The organism is Streptomyces hilarionis, from assembly GCF_024539675.1.
Classification (GTDB): domain Bacteria; phylum Actinomycetota; class Actinomycetes; order Streptomycetales; family Streptomycetaceae; genus Streptomyces; species Streptomyces hilarionis.
Genome location: NZ_JAHHIT010000083.1, coordinates 16679 through 34780 on the forward strand (window position 1 = coordinate 16679; position 18102 = coordinate 34780).

Here is an 18102-nt window from a genome sequence, read left to right on the forward strand (position 1 = left end):
GGGGCGGTCAGGGGCGGTCGCCGGGGCGGCGGTGTCTGCCGTCCAGCTCGTCCCACCACTCGTCGGACTTGGGGTCGCCCGAGGGGTCGTCCCACCAGCGGTCGTCCGGGCCGCGCCGGTTGGCGACCATGGCGGCCACCGGCGGAATGAGCATGGCCACGACGCACATGCCGACGGCCGCCGGCACCGACCACAGGCGCACGACGGCCCAGGCCAGCACGAACAGCGCGATGCAGGTGCCCATCATCGCGAAGTACACGTGCCGTCGGCGGGCCAGCATGTGTCCAGGGTAGGCCGGGACACGGCGAAGGGCCGCGTCCCGGGCGTCCAACCCGTGGGACACGGCCCTCCGCCGGTCGCTCAGACCGCGATCGCGACCTCCGCGAGGCCGCCCTGCTGGGCGACGACGGTGCGGTCGGCGGTGCCGCCGGGGACGAGGGCGCGCACGGTCCAGGTGCCCTCGGCCGCGTAGAAGCGGAACTGTCCGGTGGCGGAGGTCGGGACCTCCGCGGTGAACTCGCCGGTCGAGTCCAGCAGGCGGACGTATCCGACCACCGGCTCGCCGTCCCGGGTCACCTGACCCTGGATGGTGGTCTCACCGGGCTTGATCGTCGAGGCGTCCGGGCCGCCGGCCTTCGCTCCACACATGTGCTTCTCCAGAGATGTCTGACCGGAAGGCCGGTCGGGTTCGCTTCTTGTCCGTTCGCCCGGTGGGCGCGGCCTGGTTACTTGTTGGCGCCGAGCTCGATCGGGACGCCGACGAGGGAGCCGTACTCGGTCCAGGAGCCGTCGTAGTTCTTGACGTTCTCCACGCCCAGCAGCTCGTGCAGCACGAACCAGGTCAGGGCCGAGCGCTCGCCGATGCGGCAGTACGCGATGGTGTCCTTGGCCAGGTCGACCTGCTCGTCGGCGTAGAGCGCCTTGAGCTCGTCGTCCGACTTGAAGGTGCCGTCGTCGTTGGCGTTCTTCGACCACGGGATGTTGCGGGCCGACGGGACGTGGCCCGGGCGCTGCGACTGCTCCTGCGGCAGGTGCGCGGGTGCGAGCAGCTTGCCGCTGAACTCGTCGGGCGAGCGCACGTCGACCAGGTTCTGCGAACCGATGGCCGCCACCACGTCGTCGCGGAAGGCGCGGATGGCCTTGTTCTGGGGCTTGGCCTGGTAGGAGGTCTCCGTGCGCTCGGGCACCTCTTCGACCAGCTCGCGGGCGTCGAGCTCCCACTTCTTGCGGCCGCCGTCGAGAAGCTTGACGTTCTCGTGGCCGTAGAGCTTGAAGTACCAGTAGGCGTAGGACGCGAACCAGTTGTTGTTGCCGCCGTAGAGGATCACCAGCGTGTCGTTGGCGATGCCCTTCGAGGACAGGAGCTTCTCGAAGCCCTCCTGGTCGACGAAGTCACGGCGGACCGGGTCCTGGAGGTCCTTGGTCCAGTCGATCCGGATCGCGTTCCTGATGTGGTTCTTCTCGTACGCGGACGTGTCCTCGTCGACCTCGACGATGGCGATGTCGGCGTTGTCGAGGTTGGCCTCGACCCAGTCGGCGTCGACCAGGACGTCGCTGCGGCTCATGCTCGTTCTCCTCCGGGGCAGTTACGGCGGGGGTGTGCAGGAAAAGACAGAGGGTGCGCGGCCGGGGCTCGCCGGCGGGCGGCGCACGGATGCCCTCGGTTCGAGGGCGCCGGGAGGCGCGGAAGGCCGGCGGCGCTTCCGCTCAGAAGGGGCGACAGAGCATGGCGGCGACGCGGCACAGGTCTACTGCCCGCCGCTTCGTGAGATCCGCCTGTCGCTGCATCATGCCGTCGATCGTAGGGACGGACGGGCGGCCATGTCACCAGCGCTCCGCATAGTGAGACGCGATCGTCCGCATGTCGGGATACGACGAGCGCCCGGGCCGTGGGGACACGGGTTCCGGGCGCGTGTAGCGGTCGTCACAGCTGTCGGGCGGACGCGCGCGTCTCGCCTGTCGGACGGTCACCGTCCATGTCGGTGGCCGTCAGGGGGCCACGGCTGGTGATCGCTGATCGGGGACCGGGGATGGGTGAGCGCCGGCCGGTGGGCCGTGGTCCATGACCCGTGGCCGATGGGCCGTGGTCCATGACCCGTGGTCCCTGACGCGTCGCCCGTGGCCGGTGAGCGCCGGGCCGTGGTCAGTCGGTCCTACCCGGCGAGCCTGACGTTCGAACCCTTCACCGAGATGTCCACGCCGTTCTGCGCGGCGACCACCTTGTCGAGCTTGATCCCGCCGGGGAGGTCGTCGATCTTCTGCTGGAAGTCGGTGATCGAGCGCACCTCGTTCTCGGCGGCCCGCACCCCGCCGAAGCTGGGCAGCGAGTCGGCGTGCACGCGGACCGTGTCGCCCTCGACGGTGACCGTGCTGAGCACGTAGACGGGCTGCGGCAGCTTGGTGCCGAGCACGGTGGCCTGGACGGCGACCTTGATCTTGCCGTTGCCGCCGTCGGAGAGGCCGATCACGTTGGCGGTCACGCCCTGCACCACCTGCGTGGGCTCGGACTTCGCGGTCTTCAGCAGCTCGGCGTAGGTGATGGACGCGGTGCCGGTGGCGCTGGCGGCGGTCGCGGAGCTGTAGTCGCCGGAGAACTCGACGCCCTTCATGTCCGCCTGGAGGTCGTCGATGCGGATGGTCCGGCCGCTGGTGCCGGTGGCCGCCTCGTAGTCGCTGATGCCGACCTCGACGTCGTCCAGCGAGCCGCCGACGACCTGCGTGAGGAAGGGGAAGCCCTTGATGGACACGTCCGGCGTGGCGGCCAGGCCCTCGCGGGACTTCAGCTTGTCGGCGACCTCGCCCTCCGCGAAGTTCACGGCGAGGCGGTCCGCGAGCACGAACAGGCCGCCCAGGACCACGACGACGACCAGCAGTATTCGAAGCGCACGCATGCGGCAGTTCCCCCACCCGGATGGCCTGAACGGTTCACGGTGAACGGTCCACGAAGGCCGGTCCACCAGGACCGGCCGGATCTCACTGACAACGGTTCAAGGTAACCCCGCACACGCAGGACACCACCGAATTGTCGATCACCTGTGACAGATTCCCACGGTTCCCGCCCACCCCGGCCGGCCCTACGCCAGCGCCCGTCCCAGCACGTAGACCGCCGGGGCGGCGGCGGCCAGCGGCAGGGCGACGCCCGCCGTGAAGTGGACGAACCGGGAGGGGTAGTCGTAGCTCGCGACCCGGTGGCCGATGAGGGCGCAGACCGCGGCGCCCGCGCCGAGCAGCGCGCCGCGGGCGCCCATGCCGGTCATCTGGCCGACGGCGATGCCCGCGCCCGCCGCGGCGAGCAGCGCCACCACGACGGAGGCCGGGGTGGGCAGCGGCAGCGCGCGGGCCAGGACGGCGACGGCCACCGCGGCCGCGCCGACCGTCACCGCGTCCGGCTCGGCGCCGAGGTGGCCGGTGGCCAGGACGGCCAGGGCGGAGGAGGCGACGGTCGCCATCAGCCCGTACATGCGCTCGTCGGGGTCCGCGTGCGAACGCAGTTGCAGGACCAGACAGAGCAGCACCCAGACGCCGAGGGTGCCCAGGATCGCGGCGGGCGCGTGCTCACGGCCGGCCGCGAGGAGGACGACGTCGGAGACCAGCGCGCCGAGGAAGGCGAGCGCGATGCCCTGCCGGGCCGGCCACATGCCGTTCAGCCGGAACCAGCCCGCCGCCGTGACGGCCTGGAGCGCGACCAGCGGCACGAGGAGGGCGTAGGTTCCGATCGCCGCGGCGCCGGACAGGAGCAGGCCGAGGAGCGCGGTGAGCGCGGCGGGCTGCATGCCCGGCTCGATGATCGGCGAGCGCCCCTCCAGGCGGGCCCGCTGGGCGTCGGTGATGCGGGCGTTGCCCGCGAGGGTGGCGGGGCCGTAGGTCGGGCCGGTGGTCGGGGAGCCGGTGTCCGGGCCGGCGGCCGCGGCCGGCGCGGGAGCCGGGGACGCGGGGGCCCCGTGGCGCGGGGCCGGGGCCGGAACCGGGGCGGCCTGTCGGTCGCCGCCCGCGGAGCGGTGCTCCGGCGGCAGCGGCCCCGCGCCCGACGGCGCTCCGTACGCGGAGGGGGCGTGACCGTGGCCGGTGGCGGCGACGCCGTACGCCGGGGAGCCGCCGTAGGGGGACTGCGGGTCGCCGTGGACGGACGGCTGACCGCCGAAGGCGGCCTGCTGGTGGCCGTACGGGGTCTGCCGGTCGCCGTGAGCGGGCTGGTGGTCCCCGTAGGCGGGCTGCTGGTCGCCGTACGAGGTCTGCCGGTCGCCGTAGGCGGGCTGCGGGGTGCCGTACCCCGGGCCGTCGTCGGTGCGGGCCGGGTCGGCCGCGGTGACCGGCTGCTGCACGCTGGTCTCCCAGGTCTGGCCCTGCCACTGCTGGGTGTGGTGCGGCTGGGCCTGCGGGTCGTCGTACCCCTGCTGCTGCCCGGGCCATGCCTGCGGGTCCTGCGGCTGCGGGGCCCGCGGGTCGTGCCCCTGGTGGCCCTCGTAGCCGTCGGGGCCCTGGTAGCCCTCGTGGCCCTGGTAGCCCTCGTAGCCCTCGTAGCCCCGGTGGGGGCGTTCCCCCTGATAAGAGGCGTCGTACGGCTGGTCGGTCATCTCACCCTCCTGCGAACGGCGGGAGCACCTCGACCGTGCCGCCGTCGGCCAGCCGTACCGTCTCATGTGCGCGGGTGCCCACGGGATCACCGTCGACGAGGAACGAGCATCGCCGCAGGACACGCACGAGTTCGCCGGGGTGTCGCTCCCGTGCGGCGTCGAGCGCCTCGGCGAGCGTGGCCGCGTGGTGCGGCTCCTCGGCGACTCCGGCCGCGGCCTTGGCGGCCGCCCAGTAGCGCACCGTGACCTTCGCCATCTCGTCCCTCATGTCCGTTCGTCGCTTCGTGTCGTCACTCGCGTCTCGGTGGTCGACACGGCGGTCGACACGGCCCAGGCTAGCCCGCCCGTGCGACCGCCCAGTCCGCGATGCGGGCCAGCAGCCCGTCGTCGGCGGCGTGCTCGGCGTGGCCCATGCCGTGCTCCAGCCAGAGTTCGCCGTGGCCGGCGCTGGCCTCGGCCAGCATGCGCGGGTGGTCGAGGGGGAAGTAGCCGTCCCGGTCGCCGTGCACGATCAGCAGCGGGGTGGGCGCGATCTTCGGCGCCGACTCGACGGGGGAGGGCGGCACCGGGTCCCAGTCCCGGTGGTGGATGCGGGTGCGGAATCCGTAGCGGCCCACCAGCCGGCCGGCCGGGCGGGTGACCAGCCAGTGCAGCCGGCGCATGGGAGCCGTGCCGCGGTAGTACCAGCGGGCGGGCGCGCTCACGGAGACGACGGCGTCCACGCCCTGCCCGGGCAGGGCCGCGTGCCGCAGGACCACCGAGCCGCCCATGGAGAAGCCGACGGTCACCACGCGCGTGTGCCCGAGCGAGCGCGCCCACTCGACGGCCGCGGCGAGGTCCAGCACCTCGCGGTCGCCGACGGTGGAGCGGCCGCCGGAGCGGCCGTGCCCCCGGAAGGAGAAGGTGACGACGGCTCCGCGCCGGGCGAGGACGGCGGCCACCCGGCGCAGGTGCGGGCGGTCCACGTCCCCCGTGAACCCGTGTGCGACGACGAACACCGGACGACGGACGGGTGACCCGCACGTGTCGTATACGACCTCACCCGGTTCGTATACGGAATCGAGCGAAACCCCGTCTGCGGTGGTCAGAAACGTCCGCAATGGTGCGCACCTGCCCGTCTCGTAATTCGGACGAACGGTGGAACGTGCCACACGACCTGCCGGGCTCCTGCTCATGTGGGCTATTCTGCTGGACAGAGGACTCGGGCAGCGCAGCCCCCGGGTCCTTTCGTGCTTTCGGAAGCGTTGTATACGACACGGCGACCGGGTGGGAAACACCAGGTGGCCGTGGGTGTACGGCACCCGGGAACGCGAGCAGAGCCGCAGTGCCGCACGACTCCCCCACTGCCCCAAGGCGCGGGAGGGGCCCCACGCAGGGACCGAGGAGGAACCAGACATATGAGTTCTCTGCTGCTCCTGACCAACGCTCTCCAGCCGTCGACGGAAGTACTGCCGGCCCTCGGCCTGCTCCTGCACAACGTGCGGGTGGCCCCGGCGGAAGGCCCGGCCCTGGTCGACACCCCCGGCGCCGACGTCATCCTCATCGACGGCCGCCGTGACCTCCCCCAGGTCCGCAGCCTGTGCCAGCTGCTGCGCTCCACCGGCCCGGGCTGTCCGCTCGTCCTGGTCGTCACCGAGGGCGGCCTCGCGGCCGTGACCGCCGACTGGGGCATCGACGACGTCCTGCTCGACACGGCCGGTCCGGCCGAGGTCGAGGCGCGTCTGCGGCTGGCCATGGGCCGCCAGCAGATCGTGGCCGACGACTCCCCGATGGAGATCCGCAACGGCGACCTGTCGGTGGACGAGGCGACCTACAGCGCGAAGCTGAAGGGACGCGTCCTGGACCTCACGTTCAAGGAGTTCGAGCTCCTGAAGTACCTGGCCCAGCACCCCGGGCGGGTGTTCACGCGCGCGCAGCTGCTCCAGGAGGTCTGGGGCTACGACTACTTCGGCGGCACCCGCACGGTCGACGTCCACGTACGGCGTCTGCGCGCCAAGCTCGGGCCCGAGCACGAGTCGCTGATCGGAACGGTCCGCAACGTCGGTTACCGATTCGTTACCCCCGAGAAGGGGGAGCGGGCGAGCGACGAGGCGAAGACCGCGTCGGACCGCTCCGAGCGGGCAAAGACGGAGGATGCGGACAACGCGGCCGCCCGCGGCGCCGCCGAGGTCCCGGCGGACGCGTAGTACCCGCCGGTAGGCCCCGCACCTGCCCGGACGGGGCACTGTCCACGCACCGGGAAGGGTTCCGTCCGCCCTGCCCAGGGCGGGTCCATCCGCGTAGACTCCGCGCGTGGCAAAGGTGACTCGGGATGATGTGGCGCGCCTGGCGGGGACTTCGACCGCCGTCGTCAGCTACGTCATCAACAACGGACCCCGGCCGGTCGCCCCGGCCACGCGCGAGCGTGTCCTCGCCGCCATCAAGGAGCTGGGGTACCGGCCCGACCGGGTCGCCCAGGCGATGGCGTCCCGGCGCACCGACCTCATAGGCCTGATCATCCCCGACGCCCGTCAGCCGTTCTTCGGCGAGATGGCGCACGCGGTCGAGCAGGCCGCCTCCGAGCGCGGGAAGATGGTGCTGGTCGGCAACACCGACTACGTCGCCGAGCGCGAGGTCCACTACCTGCGGGCGTTCCTCGGGATGCGGGTCTCCGGCCTGATCCTCGTCAGCCACGCGCTCAACGACCAGGCGGCCGCCGAGATCGACGCCTGGGACGCCCGGGTGGTCCTGCTGCACGAACGCCCCGAGGCCATCGACGACGTCGCCGTCGTCACCGACGACCTCGGCGGGGCCCAGCTCGCCGTGCGCCACCTGCTGGAGCACGGGCACCCCTACGTGGCCTGCGTCGGCGGCACCGCCGAGACCCCCTCCGTCGGCGACCCCGTCTCCGACCACGTCGAGGGCTGGCGGCGCGCCATGGACGAGGCGGGCCTGAGCACCGAGGGCCGTCTCTTCGAAGCGCCGTACAACCGCTACGACGCCTACCGCGTCTCCCTGGAGCTGCTGTCCGGCCCCGACCGGCCGCCGGCCGTCTTCTGCTCCACCGACGACCAGGCCATCGGCCTGCTGCGCGCGGCGCGCGAGCTGCGCATCGACGTGCCCGGCGAGCTGGCGGTCATCGGCTTCGACGACATCAAGGAAGCGGCCCTCGCCGACCCGCCCATGACAACGATCGCATCGGACCGCTCGGCGATGGCCCGGGCCGCGGTCGACCTCGTCCTGGACGACGGGCTGCGGGTGGCCGGGGCGCGGCGCGAGCGGCTCAAGGTGTTCCCGTCCCGTCTGGTCGCCCGCCGTTCCTGCGGGTGCGAGCAGCCGTAGGGCGGCGGCGGGCGGGCTTCATGAGACCCGTCTGAGAGGGCCCGCCCAACGGCCGGTTCGGCCTTTATGGCGGACATACGAGGTTCTGCCCGCGTTCTCAGGGAGCACTCAGGGAGCTCTCATGGTGAGGCGACAGGCTTCTCCCCATGACCGAGAGCTTCCGCCGCAGCGGCGAGTACGAGAACCCGTACCAGGCCCCGTACGAGGGCGCCCGGCAGCACGCCTCCTCCCCCGCGTCCGCCTCTCCCGTGCCCCCCTCCCCGGTGAACCCGGAGTGGCCGCCCCCGCCGGCGTACCGGCCGGCCGCGCAGACGCCGGTCGAGCCCACCGCCGTCCGGCAGACGCAGACCGCGGGCGGCGCGGGCGACGGCCACGGCGGGGTCCACGGCGGAGGTCACGACGGTCACGGCGGGGGCCACGGCGACGGACCCGCTCCGCTGGGCCCGATGGCCGCCGGACCGACTCCCCCCGACCGGAAGAAGCGCGCCCGCGGCCCGTTCGCGCTGCTCGCCGCCGTGGCGGTGGTGGCGGCCGCGATAGGCGGCGGCACGGCCTACGGCATCCAGGAGCTCACCGGCAAGGACACGGTGGTCTCCTCGTCCACCACCACCAGCGTGGTGCCGTCCAGCAAGACGGGGGACGTGGCCACCATCGCGGCGACGGTCAGCCCGAGCGTCGTCGAGGTCAGCGCCACGCTCGCCAACGGGACGTCCACCGGCTCCGGCGTGGTCATCACCGCGAACGGCGAGATCGTCACCAACAACCACGTCGTCTCGGGCGCTGACGCGATCAAGGTGACGACCAGCGACGGCACGTCGTACACGGCCAAGGTCGTCGGCACCGACAGCAAGAAGGACCTCGCGCTGATCAAGCTGGCGAACGCCTCCGGGCTCAAGCCGGCGACCCTGGGCAACTCCGACGGCGTCAAGGTCGGCGACACGGTCGTGGCGATCGGCTCCCCCGAGGGCCTGACCGGCACCGTCACCAGCGGCATCGTCTCCGCCCTGCACCGGGACGTGACCGTCTCCACGGACGAGAACCAGGGCCAGCAGCAGGGCGGCGGCGGGGGCAACTGGCCCTTCCAGTTCGGCGGCCGCCAGTTCAACGGCGACACCGGCTCGTCCACGACGACCTACAAGGCCCTACAGACCGACGCCTCCCTCAACCCCGGCAACTCCGGCGGCGCGCTCATCGACGCCGGCGGCAACATCATCGGCATCAACTCCGCGATGTACTCGGCCGCGGCGGACTCGTCCTCCTCCGACGCCGGCAGCGTCGGCCTCGGCTTCGCCATCCCGATCAACACCGTCAAGGCCGACCTCGCCACCCTGCGGGCCGGCGGCTCCGACAGCTGAACCCACCACCGACCGAGCCAGGGAGCACCTCATGATCCAGAAGGTTTCGCACACGGTGACCGGCGTCGGCGCGGCCGACCTCGCCCTGGCCCTCGACGTGGCGGGCGAACTGCACCCGCCGACGGCGGTGGACCGCGCGCCCGAGGTCGCGGCCCCGCAGCTCATGGGCCTGCGCACCACCGCGGCCCGTCCGCACCGGCGCAAGGTGCCGCTGAACCGGCTCGCGGCGCTGCGCGGCTGACCCCGCCCGCGTCCCGGCCCTTGCCGCACACCGCGCAAACCGTGCGACGCTGAACGCACTCAGCAGGTTCAGCAGGACCGGCCTCCCGCCGTCCCACCACACCCGAGGAACCCACGCCCATGAGCCCCGCCGAAGGCGACCGTGAGACCCAGCGCATCCTGATCGTCGACGACGAGCCGGCGGTGCGCGAAGCACTCCAGCGCAGCCTCGCGTTCGAGGGCTACGGCACGGAGGTCGCCGTGGACGGCGCGGACGCCCTGGAGAAGGCCACGGCCTACCGCCCCGACCTGGTCGTGCTGGACATCCAGATGCCCCGCATGGACGGCCTGACGGCGGCCCGCCGCATCCGGGGCGCGGGCGACACCACCCCCATCCTGATGCTGACGGCCCGCGACACGGTCGGCGACCGGGTGACGGGCCTGGACGCGGGCGCCGACGACTACCTCGTCAAACCGTTCGAGCTCGACGAGCTCTTCGCCCGGGTGCGGGCCCTGCTGCGGCGCAGCTCCTACGCGGCGGCGGCCGGCGCCGCGGCCGGCGCGGACGACGAGGCCCTGACCTTCGCCGACCTGCGCATGGACCTCGCGACCCGGGAGGTGACGCGGGGCGGCCGCCCGGTCGAGCTGACCCGCACCGAGTTCACGCTGCTGGAGATGTTCCTGGCGCACCCGCGTCAGGTCCTCACCCGGGAGCAGATCCTGAAGGCGGTCTGGGGCTTCGACTTCGAGCCGTCGTCCAACTCGCTGGACGTGTACGTGATGTACCTGCGGCGCAAGACGGAGGCGGGCGGCGAACCGCGCCTGGTGCACACCGTGCGGGGCGTGGGGTACGTGCTGCGGCAGGGCGGGGCCGAGTGAACAGGGTCCTGCGGCGGTTCCGGGCCCTGCCCATCCGGGCCCGGCTGTCGATGCTGGTCGCCTCGGCGGTCGCCTTCGCGGTGGCCGCGGTATCGGTGACCTGCTGGTTCATCGTCCAGGGGAAGCTGTACGACCAGGTCAACAACGATCTGCAGCGGGGCATGCGCGCACCGGAGCAGATGATCAACGCGGCGATCAACAACTGCCCCACATCCCAGCAGGACACCAACAACCCGTACCGCAACAACTACATCCAGGTGGTCAAGGAGGACGGGACCGTCTGCGTCCTCGGCTCCTCCATCGGCAAGGTCAAGGTCACCGAGGCCGACAAGGAGGAGATCAGGACCGGCGACACCGGCAAGCTCTACTTCCGCAACGGCACCGACGCCGACGGCGACGAGGTGCGCGTGATGCTCCAGCCGCTGGCCACCACCACCGTCACGGGGGACACCGGTCCCAACGTCGGACTCGTCGTGGCCGTGTCCCTGAAGGGCACCAAGTCGACCCTCAACGACCTCGCCCTGATCCTCCTCCTCGTCTCCGGCGTCGGAGTGCTCGGCGCCGGCGCCGCCGGGCTGGCCGTCGCCCGGGCCGGGCTGCGGCCCGTCGACAAGCTCACCGAGGCCGTCGAGCACGTGGCGCGCACCGAGGACCTGAACGTGCGCATCCCCGTCGAGGACGACAGCGACGACGAGATCGCCCGGCTCTCGCGCTCCTTCAACTCGATGACCGCCTCCCTCGCCAGCTCCCACGAGCTCCAGCAGCAGCTGATCGCGGACGCCGGGCACGAGCTGCGCACCCCGCTGACCTCGCTGCGCACCAACATCGAGCTGCTCACGCGCAGCGAGGAGACGGGGCGGCCGATCCCCGCCGCCGACCGCAAGGCGCTGCTGGACTCCGTCAAGGCGCAGATGACCGAGCTCGCCGCGCTCATCGGCGACCTGCAGGAGCTGTCCCGCTCCGAGGGCCAGCGCGGCGAGCGCGTGCAGGTGGTCTCGCTGGAGGAGACGGTGGAGTCGGCGCTGCGCCGGGCCAGGCTGCGCGGGCCGGAGCTCACCATCACCGCGTCGCTGGAGCCCTGGTACACCCGGGCGGAGCCGGCCGCGCTGGAGCGGGCGGTGGTCAACATCCTGGACAACGCGGTGAAGTTCAGCCCCGAGGGCGGCACGGTCGACGTGCGGCTCGCGGGCGGCACGCTGACCGTGCGCGACCACGGTCCCGGCATCCTCGCCGAGGAACTCCCCTACGTCTTCGACCGGTTCTGGCGCTCGCCCGGCGCGCGCGCCCTGCCCGGCTCCGGCCTCGGTCTGTCGATCGTCGCCCGCACGGTGGAGCAGGCCGGCGGCCGGGTGACGCTGGCCCGCGCGGACGGCGGCGGCACGGTGGCGACGGTCCGGCTGCCGGGGGCGCCGACGCCCCCGCCGGAGGATCCCCCCCTCGGATCACCGGAACTCCCTTAGAAATCACGCGAGTTCGGCAACCTTCCCGCACCGGGCGGCGACTCACCCGCAGTCAGTCCCCCCACACGGAAGGGTTCGCCGTATGAGCGAGCATCGCCGCACGTCAACGGAGCCGGCCGGGACGCGCGCCCCGGCCGCAGGTCCGGTCGGGTCCCGTCGCCGCGGAGGCAGGAAGACGCTGACCGCCGGCGTCCCCCTCGTCCTGATCGCCGCGAGCGCCCTCGCCTTCGGCACGGACGCCGGGCTCTTCGGCGCGGCCGGGCAGGCGAGGGCCGCGGCCGCGACCGCGCCCGCCTGGGCCACCGCCTCCGCCGACGGCTTCGCGTCCGTGGACGCCCTCGGGCAGAACGGCACCTACGGCGGCCGGGACGGCCGGACCGTCACCGTGAAGACCCTCGCCGACCTGGAGAAGTACGCGACGGCCGCCGAGCCGTACGTCATCGTCGTCGCCGCGACGATCACGATGGACCCGGTCGGCAAGGAGATCAAGGTCCGGTCGGACAAGACGATCGTGGGCTCCGGGACCGCCGGCCAGATCGTCGGCGGCGGGTTCTTCCTCGGCCAGGGCGTCCACAACGTGATCATCCGCAACCTGACGATCCGGGACGCCTACCAGGGCGTCTGGAACGACAAGGAGCACGACTTCGACGGCATCCAGATGGACGGCGCACACCATGTCTGGATCGACCACAACGACATCCGGCACATGGCCGACGGGCTCATCGACAGCCGCAAGGACACCACTTATCTGACCGTGTCCTGGAACAAGCTCAGCCAGGACAACAAGGCGTTCGGCATCGGCTGGACCGACAACGTCACCGCCGACATCACGGTCCACCACAACTGGATCCGCGAGACCGAGCAGCGCAACCCCTCCACGGACAACGTCGCCCACGCGCACCTGTACAACAACTTCCTGGAGGATGTGGCCGGGACGGACATCAGGTCGTCGTACGGCGACTACGCGCGCGGGCGGACCAACATGGTCCTGGAGAACTCCTCCTTCCAGGGCATGGCGAACCCCGTCATCCGCGACGCCACCGCGACCCTCGTCCAGCGCGGCAACGTCTTCTCCGGCACGAGCGGCAGGAACGAGAGCGGCGGCACGGGCGCGGCCTGGAACCCGAGGACGTACTACCCGTACACCCTCGACAAGGCCGCGGACGTGCCGGCGTTGCTCAAGTCGGGTGCGGGCCCGCGCGGTTCGATCGGCACGACGACGTCCGCCGCGGGGTCGACGACGGCGGCGCAGACCATGGCGCAGACCACGGCGAGGACGACGGCCGGGACCGCGAAGGAGGCCTCGGCGAAGGCCGCCGCCGCGACGACGATCACCGTGGCCAAGGACGGCAGCGGGCAGTACTCGACGGTGCAGGCCGCCGTGAACGCCGTCCCGGCGAACAACGCCTCGCGCGTCGTGATCGCCGTCAAGCCGGGCACGTACCGCGAGCTGGTCAAGGTGCCGTCCAACAAGCCGCACGTCACCATCCGGGGCACCGGCGGCAGCCGCAAGGACACCACGATCGTCTACAACAACGCGTCGGGCACCCCGAAGCCCGGCGGAGGCACGTACGGCACCGGCGGCAGCGCCACCGTCGCCGTCGAGGCGGACGACTTCCAGGCCCGCAACCTGACCATCTCCAACGACTTCGACGAGGGGGCCCACCAGGACATCGCCGGCCAGGCGGTCGCCCTGCGGACGGCCGCCGACAAGGTGTTCCTGGACGGCGTGATCGTCAGCGGCGACCAGGACACCCTGCTGCTGGACACCGCGTCCAAGGAACGGCTGGGCCGCGTCTACATGGCCGACTCGTACGTCGTCGGCAACGTCGACTTCATCTTCGGCCGCGCCACCGCGGTGATCGACAGGTCGGTCATCACGCTGAAGAAGCGCTGGAACGGCACCTCGGCCGGCTATGTCACCGCCCCCAGCACCGCCGCCGGCCGCAAGGGCATCCTGATCAACGCCTCCACGGTGAACGGCGACGTGTCCGACCGCAGCTTCTACCTCGGCCGTCCCTGGCACGCCGGCGGCGACGCGAGCCTCGACCCGCAGGCCACCGTCCGCGACACCACGCTGAGCGCGGCGATCCGGACCGCGCCCTGGACCGACATGAGCGGCTTCTCGTGGCGGGACGACCGGTTCGCCGAGTACCGGAACAAGGGCGCGGGGGCCGGCGCCGCGAGCACCGACCGCCCTCAGCTGACCGACGCGCAGGCCGCCGGCCAGGAGGTCGCGGACTGGCTGGGGGACTGGTCCCCCAGCGCGTCCTGACGTGAGCGGCGTCGGCTACACGCCCGCCGCGTAGCCGACGCCGACCGCGGTCATCATGACCAGCGCCGAAGAGATGATCCAGACCATCGCGCCCTTGCTGGCCTTCGTCGTCGGGTCCTCGACCCACCGGTAGTGGTCCCGGGTGATCGTGGAGCGGACCGGGGCCAGCATGAGGGGCATCATGACCATGACCGCGGCGTAGAGGTACAGGGTCGCGGGCAGCGCGTTGTGCTGCGCCAGCCCCCGCACGCCCAGCGCGACGATGCCGATGACCGGCATCCAGAACTGCTTCTTGCGGTACTTGGGTATCTGGATGATCCACTGCATCGCGGCGAGGTTGACGACGGTCGCCCCCGCCGCGATGAGGATCCAGACGCGGGTGGACAGGGAGAGGAACATGGGCGTCCTAGAAGAGTGAGTCCCAACCGTCGGAGATGGCGTCCCCGATACCCGACACGGAGTCACCGGCGGCGTCCCACGCGGTGGTCGCGTAGGTGACGGCCGGGCCCACCATTTCATGACCGATCCGCGTGGCGGTCACGGTGGCGCTCTTCAAGCCCTCCGCACCCCACTCGATCATGTGGGACATGCCCGGCACCTTGATCTTGCCGAGGACGAAGCCGCCCGTGAGGGCGCCGACCGCCAGCCCCGCGACGGAGCCGAAGAACGCGTCGGACGTCCAGCCGTCGGTGAAGCCGGTGATGACGGCCGAGCCGATGCCGGTGACCCAGGAGATGGTCCCGAACACGCCGGAGGCCACCTCGCCGAAGGGCGGCGGGATGAGCAGGCTGAGCGCGGCCGCGGTGCCGGAGACGGCGCTGACGCCGTTCAGCAGCTGGGCGAACTCCTGCCAGTCCTTCTTGCTGCCCCAGCCGTCGGGGCTGTCGACCTTGTCGCTGTCGCTGCCGGCGGAGGGGTCGACGCCGTTCTGCTTGTTCTGCCTCGCCACCTCCGCCGCCTTGCGCGCGGCCGCGGCGAGCTCCTGCTGCCGCTTGGCGACCGCCGTCGCGCGGGCCTCGCTGGCGGCCTTGGCGGCGGCCGCGGCGTCCTTGCCCGCCGCGTCGGCGGAGGCGCGGGCCGCGTTCGCCGAGGCCTGCGCCTGGCTGGCGGACACGGCGGCGGCAGCGGCGGAGGCCACGGCCTGGTTCGCCGAGTAGTTCGCCTGCCGGGCCGCGGTGCGGGCGGACGCGGCCGCCGTCTTCGCCTTGTCCGCGGAGGCCTGCGCGTCCTTGGCGGACTGCTCGGCGGCGTCGGCGTTGGCGTCGGCCTGGGTGGCGTACTCGCGGGCCTTGTCGGCGGACGCGTTGGCCTTGTCGGCCCACTTCGCCGCCTCGGCGGACGCCTTGCGCGCGTCGGCCGCGGCCTTGGACGCCTGGTAGGCGTCCTTCTGCGCGTCCTGGGCGATCTTCGCGGCGCGCGCGATGGAGGCCCGGACGGCCGCGACGTGCGTGGCGGCGTCGTAGTCGAGCTGCGCCGTGCGGTGGCACACGGAGTTGACGAAGTCGCGGCGCATCCACGTCGGCCCCTCGAGGGCCACCTGGGCGGCCGCCTTGGTGTACGGGCCGGCCGCGTTCAGGATGGCGAAGACGGCGACCTCGTCGTCCTGGCGGGTGTTCTCGGCGTACGAGGCGAAGAAGCCGTGCAGGGCCTGGGGCGAGCCGTCGTCCAGCGCGGCCTGCGCCGCCGTGGAGACCGCCTTGCCGGGCTTGCCGTTGAGGATCTTCAGGACCGCGACCCGGTTGTCCTCGGCGGCGGCGGCCATGAGACCGGTGGTGAGGAACGCGCCCACGGCGCCCGTGTCGGTGGCGTCCAGCGCCGTCGCGGCGGCGGTGGCGACGTTCTCGGTGGACACCTTCACGACGGCCAGGAGCGTCTCGCGGTCGTCCTGGTTCTGGGCGATCGCCCGGTCGGCGGCGACCCACGCGAGGACGTCCTCGTCGGCTCCGGCGAGGGCGTGCTCGGCCGCGTCCCGGCTCCAGGTGCCGATCGTGGTCGAGATCAGGTTCATCGCGGCCTGCCGGCCGACGGAGGCGGCCTGCGCCGTGTCGCCGGCCGTGTACGCCTTCTCTGCCTTGGCGATGAGGTCCTTGGTCGCGGTGTCGAGGGCGTCGGACTGGGTGGCGGCCGTGCGGGCCTTCTCCCGGTCCTCCGCCTCGGCGCGGGCCATCTCCCGGGCCTCGGCGAGGGACTGTTCGAGGTCCTGGGCCAGTTTCTGCGTCTCGGACTCGCGGGCGGCCTTCTCGACGGCCTCCGCGTCCTGGACGGCCTTGACCGCGGCCTCGGCGGCCGTGACCGACTCGGCGGCCCACTTGGTCGCCGTGGCCGCGTAGTCGGCGGCCTTGACGGCGCCGTCCGCCGCGGCCTTGGCCGCCTTGGCCGCGTTCTCGGCGTGGGTGGCGGCGGAGTTGGCCGCGTCGCGGGCCGCGGCGGCGGCCTTCGCCGCGGTGCCGGCCAGCGACTGCGCGGTGTTCGCGGCGTTGGTGGCGCGCGCCGCCTGCGCGTTGGCCTCGGCGGCGGCCGCCTTGGCGGCGGCGGCCTCGCCCTGGGCGGCGCCCGAGGCCGCGGCGGCGGTGGCGGCGGCCTGGGCCGCGGCGGCGGAGTTGCGGGCCGCGCCGGCGGCGGCGGAACCGGCGGCCGCGGCCTGGTTGGAGGCGGTGGCGGCCGCGTCGGCTGCCTTGGCGGCGGTGCGGGCCTGGCTCGCCGCCTTGTTCGCCCCGTCGGCGGCCAGCCGGGCGGCCTTGGCCTTGGTCGCGTCGCCCGCGGCGGCGATGGCGGCGGAGTAGGCGGCGGACGCCGCCCGTCCGGCGGTCGCGGCCGCCTGGGCGGCTGCGGTGGCCGCGTACGAGGCGCGGCGGGCCGCGGAGTGCGCGGCCGCGGACGCCTGGACGGCGGTCCGGGAGGCGGCGGCGGCGCCCTGGGCGGCGGACGCGGCCTTGCGCGCCGCCCTGCCCGACTTGAGGACGTCGTCGCGGGCCGCGTCGGCCTCCGCCGCGGCTTCCTCGGCGGCCTTCTTGGCCTGGGCGGCGGCCTCCTTCGCCTTGTCCGAGGCGACGACGGCCCGGTCGGAGGTGAGCTGCGCGCGCCGGCCCTCGCGTTCGACGATCGCCACCAGCTGCTCGATGGTGGCGGTCTCCTGGTCACGGGCGCGCGCGATGTACTGACCGGTGTTCAGGAACCAGTGGATCGCGGACGGGCTGCCGTCGCCGAGGGCGCGCTCGGCGTACTTCTTCACCTCGGGGGAGGCGGTGGCGAGGATCTTGAAGACCTCGGCCTGCTCGTCCTCCCGCCGGGCGGTGATCTGGGTGTTCAGCAGGAAGTCGGTGAGCGCGTCGTCGGTGCCGGTGTCGAGGGCCTTCTGCGCCTCGCGCTTCACGCCCGTGCCGCCGCTGTTCAGGATGGTCAGCGTGGTGACGCGCAGGTCCTCGAGCTCGGCCGCCTTGAAGCCGCCGGACAGAAAGGCCGTGACGGCGTCGTCGCCGGCGCTCAGCGCGGCGGAGGCGTCGCGGGCGATGCCCTTGCCGGTCGCGGGCAGGGCCTTGAGGAGGGCGAAACGGTTGTCCTCGGCGGTGGCGCTCGGCAGGTCGGCGGTCAGGAAGCGGTCGACGTCGGCGGCGGAGCCGGTCAGCGCGCGGGTCGCGGCGCTCTTGACGGAGCGTCCGCCGATCTTCCACGCGGTGACGGCCTTCGCCCGGTCGGTGTCCGGCAGGTGCGGGAGCCTCGGCAGGTCCGCGGAGCCCGCGGAGGCGGTGGCGGCGGCCGCCAGAGCCCGGGAGGGCGCCGCGAGAGAGACCGCGGTGGCCGCGGTGGCGGCTCCGGCGACGGTGAGAAGCCGGCGCCTGCTCCAGTACGTGGTTTCCAAGAATCCCCCATGGATCTGCACCCGGGCCTGCGCCCTGGTCAGGGGCGGGCCGCCGGGTGTCGTCGGCTGAAGCTGTGCGGGGGCCGGGCCGGCGCGGCACGGGCCGACGGCCCCGGGCGCACACGGCGGCTGCTGCCGCACCTGGCTGTTGCAGGGGCGA

17 protein-coding genes are annotated in these 18102 nt (G+C 72.9%); 7 read left to right on the forward strand and 10 right to left on the reverse strand.

Features of this window, described 5'->3' with window-relative positions; translation table 11 throughout:
* Positions 1–7 precede the first annotated feature (7 nt).
* The 8 genes from KMS84_RS21200 to KMS84_RS21230 all read right to left on the reverse strand — a co-directional run bounded on the left by KMS84_RS21200 (position 8) and on the right by KMS84_RS21230 (position 5749).
* The gene (locus tag KMS84_RS21200) at positions 8–280 is read right to left on the reverse strand and encodes a DUF3099 domain-containing protein (RefSeq protein ID WP_256917929.1); all 273 of its coding nucleotides are present in this window, start codon (positions 278–280) and stop codon (positions 8–10) included.
* 80 nt (positions 281–360) lie between these two features.
* On the reverse strand, positions 361–648 hold the full coding sequence (locus tag KMS84_RS21205; protein WP_007382995.1) for a DUF1416 domain-containing protein: 288 nt from the start codon (positions 646–648) through the stop codon (positions 361–363).
* Between the two features lie 77 nt (positions 649–725).
* The gene (locus tag KMS84_RS21210; RefSeq protein WP_256917930.1) at positions 726–1565 is read right to left on the reverse strand and encodes a sulfurtransferase; all 840 of its coding nucleotides are present in this window, start codon (positions 1563–1565) and stop codon (positions 726–728) included.
* Positions 1566–1707: 142 nt separating this feature from the next.
* Positions 1708–1791 (reverse strand): Ms5788A family Cys-rich leader peptide, encoded by an 84-nt coding sequence (locus tag KMS84_RS41905; RefSeq protein WP_350818853.1) that lies wholly within the window; start codon positions 1789–1791, stop codon positions 1708–1710.
* A 362-nt stretch (positions 1792–2153) separates the two neighbouring features.
* The gene (locus tag KMS84_RS21215) at positions 2154–2891 is read right to left on the reverse strand and encodes an LmeA family phospholipid-binding protein (RefSeq protein WP_256917931.1); all 738 of its coding nucleotides are present in this window, start codon (positions 2889–2891) and stop codon (positions 2154–2156) included.
* A 183-nt stretch (positions 2892–3074) separates the two neighbouring features.
* Positions 3075–4574: a chromosomal replication initiator protein DnaA gene (locus KMS84_RS21220; protein ID WP_256917932.1), complete on the reverse strand. Its 1500-nt coding sequence runs from the start codon at positions 4572–4574 to the stop codon at positions 3075–3077.
* A 1-nt stretch (position 4575) separates the two neighbouring features.
* Entirely contained in the window at positions 4576–4830 is a 255-nt protein-coding gene (locus KMS84_RS21225) for a MoaD/ThiS family protein (RefSeq protein WP_256917953.1), read from the reverse strand.
* Between the two features lie 79 nt (positions 4831–4909).
* Complete coding sequence (locus KMS84_RS21230; RefSeq protein WP_256917933.1) at positions 4910–5749, reverse strand: alpha/beta hydrolase family protein; 840 nt, start codon at positions 5747–5749, stop codon at positions 4910–4912.
* A 222-nt stretch (positions 5750–5971) separates the two neighbouring features.
* On the opposite strand from KMS84_RS21230, the gene KMS84_RS21235 reads away from it, so the two are divergent.
* From KMS84_RS21235 to KMS84_RS21265, 7 genes are all read left to right on the forward strand, one after another.
* Positions 5972–6760, forward strand: a complete 789-nt coding sequence (locus tag KMS84_RS21235) for a winged helix-turn-helix transcriptional regulator (protein WP_256917934.1) — start codon at positions 5972–5974, stop codon at positions 6758–6760.
* 106 nt (positions 6761–6866) lie between these two features.
* Entirely contained in the window at positions 6867–7895 is a 1029-nt protein-coding gene (locus tag KMS84_RS21240; protein WP_256917935.1) for a LacI family DNA-binding transcriptional regulator, read from the forward strand.
* 146 nt (positions 7896–8041) lie between these two features.
* Positions 8042–9250, forward strand: a complete 1209-nt coding sequence (locus KMS84_RS21245; RefSeq protein ID WP_256917936.1) for a S1C family serine protease — start codon at positions 8042–8044, stop codon at positions 9248–9250.
* 31 nt (positions 9251–9281) lie between these two features.
* On the forward strand, positions 9282–9491 hold the full coding sequence (locus KMS84_RS21250) for a hypothetical protein (protein WP_256917937.1): 210 nt from the start codon (positions 9282–9284) through the stop codon (positions 9489–9491).
* A gap of 119 nt (positions 9492–9610) precedes the next feature.
* Positions 9611–10348, forward strand: a complete 738-nt coding sequence (locus KMS84_RS21255) for a response regulator transcription factor (RefSeq protein WP_256917938.1) — start codon at positions 9611–9613, stop codon at positions 10346–10348.
* A complete protein-coding gene (locus KMS84_RS21260) occupies positions 10345–11808 on the forward strand; it encodes a HAMP domain-containing sensor histidine kinase (protein WP_256917939.1) in 1464 nt (487 codons plus the stop codon). The genes KMS84_RS21255 and KMS84_RS21260 overlap by 4 nt, the downstream gene beginning before the upstream one ends.
* 82 nt (positions 11809–11890) lie before the next feature.
* Positions 11891–14083, forward strand: a complete 2193-nt coding sequence (locus KMS84_RS21265; RefSeq protein WP_256917940.1) for a pectinesterase family protein — start codon at positions 11891–11893, stop codon at positions 14081–14083.
* A 15-nt stretch (positions 14084–14098) separates the two neighbouring features.
* On the opposite strand, the gene KMS84_RS21270 is transcribed toward KMS84_RS21265, so the two are convergent.
* The gene (locus tag KMS84_RS21270; RefSeq protein WP_256917941.1) at positions 14099–14482 is read right to left on the reverse strand and encodes a hypothetical protein; all 384 of its coding nucleotides are present in this window, start codon (positions 14480–14482) and stop codon (positions 14099–14101) included.
* A 7-nt stretch (positions 14483–14489) separates the two neighbouring features.
* A complete protein-coding gene (locus KMS84_RS21275; RefSeq protein WP_256917942.1) occupies positions 14490–17942 on the reverse strand; it encodes an ALF repeat-containing protein in 3453 nt (1150 codons plus the stop codon).
* Positions 17943–18102: the final 160 nt, after the last annotated feature.